At 55.7% G+C, this 3,165-nt stretch carries 5 protein-coding genes; 1 reads left to right on the forward strand and 4 read right to left on the reverse strand.

Going from position 1 to position 3,165, the window contains the following annotated elements:
- The 4 genes from ACTS3T_RS24100 to phnG form a co-directional block, all read right to left on the reverse strand.
- Window positions 1–797, reverse strand: a 797-nt coding sequence (locus ACTS3T_RS24100) for a carbon-phosphorus lyase complex subunit PhnI (protein WP_462935879.1), incomplete at its 3' end; no start/stop codon positions are given.
- 8 nt (window positions 798–805) lie between these two features.
- Window positions 806–1,249 (reverse strand): GNAT family N-acetyltransferase, encoded by a 444-nt coding sequence (locus ACTS3T_RS24105; protein WP_377968230.1) that lies wholly within the window; start codon window positions 1,247–1,249, stop codon window positions 806–808.
- Window positions 1,246–1,845, reverse strand: coding sequence for a phosphonate C-P lyase system protein PhnH (gene phnH / locus ACTS3T_RS24110; RefSeq protein WP_377968231.1), 600 nt, complete (start codon window positions 1,843–1,845; stop codon window positions 1,246–1,248). The genes ACTS3T_RS24105 and phnH overlap by 4 nt, the downstream gene beginning before the upstream one ends.
- Window position 1,846: 1 nt before the next feature.
- Entirely contained in the window at window positions 1,847–2,311 is a 465-nt protein-coding gene (gene phnG / locus ACTS3T_RS24115) for a phosphonate C-P lyase system protein PhnG (protein ID WP_377968232.1), read from the reverse strand.
- 102 nt (window positions 2,312–2,413) lie between these two features.
- On the opposite strand from phnG, the gene phnF reads away from it, so the two are divergent.
- Window positions 2,414–3,157, forward strand: coding sequence for a phosphonate metabolism transcriptional regulator PhnF (phnF, locus tag ACTS3T_RS24120; RefSeq protein ID WP_377968233.1), 744 nt, complete (start codon window positions 2,414–2,416; stop codon window positions 3,155–3,157).
- Window positions 3,158–3,165: the final 8 nt, after the last annotated feature.

The following is a 3,165-nucleotide window of genomic DNA, read 5'->3' on the forward strand; positions in this document are numbered from 1 at the left end:
GGCTCAATTATCACCTCCACCTCTCCCACGCGAATTTCTCCAGCAAAGGGATGGTTTTTGCCATAGCCCCGCTGGGTCGAATACGCCATCGACAGCAAAAAACCTTCATCAGCGCGAGCCAGGTTTTGCAAACGGGCATCCCGGCTAGCAGGCGTATTAAGAGACTGACGAGTCAGGTCAAAAGGCAAGCGCAGCGATGACGCCACCGTCCCCCCCTCACCCTCTCCCCTATCTCCCCCATCTTCCCCTTCACCCCCACCTCCCCCTTCACCCCCATCCCCCCTCTCCCTCACAACCAATCCCTCCCGCGCCAGCACATCCATAACGCTGGGCGTAGCTGGCGGGGGTTCGTTGACCTCACTCACCGGAGCCGCAAACTGGTTGTCTTCTGCCGCCAGCTTAAAGTCCAGCAGCCGATGCACATAGTCAAAGGTGGGGCCAAGTTTTTGGCCGCCAGGAGCCTCTTTAAAAATGGCGGAGATGCGTCGTTGCAGCGTCATCCGGCTGGTGTCAAGCGGTTGGCTGTAGTAAAGTCGCGGCAGGGTGGTGCGATAAGCCCGCAGTAAAAAAGCGGCTTCGACTAGATCGCCCCAGGCTTGCTTAATTGCCAGCGCTGCCAGGTCAGGGTCATACAAACTGCCTTCGGCCATGACGCGATTGACGGCTAACTGCATCTGCTGCTTGATCTGCGCTAAAGACAATTCCGGAATAGCCGGATCGCCGCGCCGCTTGGCCTGCAGCAGCGCCTCAGCATTTTGGATGGCTTGTTCTCCACCTTTGACGGCAACGTAAGGCATGGCAGTCTCTACAACTCAACTAAAAAACTATAGCCATGCTTTTTAAAGCCCAAAGACTGATAAAAAGCATGGGCGCGATCGCGCTTTAGATTGGTCGATAAAGCCAGCTTGTAGCAGCCTGCGGTGCGGCACTGGGCGATCGCAAACTGAATCATTTGCTTGCCAATGCCCTGTCCCTGCCATTGCGGATCAACTGCGACGGCTTCCACAACGCCGGAGGGGCTACCCTGGTGAATTAGATTGTCCATAATCAGCAAGGTAAACGTGCCCGCTACCTTTTCGGCTAAAACGGCCACCCAAAGGGTATAGCTGGGGTACTGTTCTAGCTGCTGTAGCCACTGCTCGGCTGCCGCTAGCGGCAAGCTGGCGTCGCTGTCTAGCCCGGATTGCTGGTATAGCTGCAACACGGCTGGCAAGTCTGCAACCGTAGCCGCGCGAATTTCCAACGTCATAGTGGCTGCTCCTGGCTTGTCTGGACGATTTGAGCGGTTCTTGGCAGTCCTAAAACCTGGGTGTCGGCAAAGCACCAGCAATCTAGGCCCAGTGGATAGTTGGCCGTCATCAGCGACCACTGCTGCCAAAAGCGGGCAGGTAAAGCAGCGCTGACGGTGACTGTTTCGCTAATGCCTGGGCCTTGTAGGGTAAGGGGAGAGCCGCCAGTTAGCGTTGCTAGTTGTATCAGCAAAGTGGTAGAAGCCTCTGGGTATTCGGGTGTGCCCCAGCTAAAGTCTTGAAGCGCGGGGGCGGTTGCAACATCGCCAATAAGGGCAAAGTCGGCGGCTAAAGAATGATCTGTAAAGCGGCAGCCAGTATGAAACAACAACCAGGCGCGAACCGCCTCAGATAGCCCTGGCTGTAGCCACACCGTTGTTTCTAAGTCGAGTAAGGTCAGACAGGCGGCAGCGCAGCTCGGTACCAAACCCGGAGGGGGTGTGAGCAGCGCCGTAGTTTGTCGCTGACCCGGTTGAGCTAATGCGTTTAGCAGTGCCCGAAAGGTTTGCTGAGCCGCATGAACCGGATCGAGAAAACCAGGTAGCTGTGTGATCATGCTAGCCTTCTCCCCGCACCAGGGTAAAAAAGTTGACGCGGGTAGATTCGGCCTGAGCCGCTTCTGTGGCTCGTTTTTGCTGAGCGGCTTGTTCTAGCGGGTGCAAAATCTGCCTTTGCACAGGGGTTTGCCAGTCCGGATGCTGTAGTAGAGCATCGCACACAGCCGCTAGCTCAGCATGACGCGGCGATCGCCCTGCTACGTAGCCAAAGCCAGTTAGGAGGGTATTGTCAGCGGCTAGCTGCACCACACAGCGCGTCAGGGTCATTTCCCCTAGGTTAAAGGGTGAACCTGTTCCCCCCGTGCGTCCGCGCACCATGGCTAAACCTATTTCAGGCGATCGCAAAAAACGATAGTCTGGCAAATTCCCCAGGCTGTTAACCTGTTGCTCCAACAGATCTAGCGGGGCTTTGGCCAGCGTGGCAATCCAGGCTTGTCTGGCGGGCGGTGGCGCTGACTTCATCATGGCTTAACCTAGATTTGATACCGTCTTAATAAAGATGTAGACGTCTAGACAAATTGTTAGCTAATTTTTGAATAATACGCAACTGCTTGGCGGCAGTTGCCAGTGTCTTCCCGCAACTGCCTGCCTATGCGCCCCGAAGCTCTCCCGCTTTACCTGCAAATCGCCAGTGAACTGCGCCAGAACATTCAGGAAGCCGTTTTTAAGATTGGCGATCGCCTGCCAACAGAAATTGAGCTGAGCCAGCGCTTTGGGGTCAACCGTCACACCCTACGACGGGCAGTTGAGGTACTGCGGCAAGAAGGGTTAGTCGGGGTAGAGCGGGGGCGGGGTACCTTTGTCGTCGCTGCCCCCATTACCATCCCCCTTGGCAAACGGGTGCGCTACAACGAAGCGCTTAAGGCTCAATCGCTCAAACCGCAGTGGCAGGTGCTACGCATTGTTGAAGTCAATGCCGATGCTAAGCTTGCTCAGCAGCTTGAAAGTGCAGTCGGTGCCCCGGTCGTTTTGTTTGAGCGGCTAAGCCTCACCGATGAAATGCCGATTTGCGTCTCTAGCAGCTATTTTCCTAGCCAGCGTTTTCCGGGGTTAGCCACCCATTGCCAAACCTACCGCTCAATTTCACAAATGCTACAGCAAGAATATAGCTGCGATCATATTCGTCGCGCTACGCGGATTTCAGCCCGGGTAGCGCGTCCGCGAGATGCGCGGTTTTTAAAGATGCCCGCTACCGGGCCAATTTTGCTGTCTGAGTCAATTAATGTTGACCAACAAGGCCGCGTGATTGAGTACGGCGTGACTCGCTTTCGCGGCGATCGCATGGAATTGGTCATGGAAAATGAACCTTAGGCGATCGC

Source organism: Almyronema sp., from assembly GCF_052168255.1.
GTDB classification, from domain to species: Bacteria; Cyanobacteriota; Cyanobacteriia; order Phormidesmidales; family Phormidesmidaceae; genus Sphaerothrix; species Sphaerothrix epifaneia.

Coding starts and splice junctions, on each gene's coding strand:
- phnH (WP_377968231.1), bottom strand. CDS start 1,845: ATGATCACACAGCTACCTGGTTTTCTCGATCCGGTTCATGCGGCTCAG.
- ACTS3T_RS24105 (WP_377968230.1), bottom strand. CDS start 1,249: ATGACGTTGGAAATTCGCGCGGCTACGGTTGCAGACTTGCCAGCCGTG.
- phnG (WP_377968232.1), bottom strand. CDS start 2,311: ATGATGAAGTCAGCGCCACCGCCCGCCAGACAAGCCTGGATTGCCACG.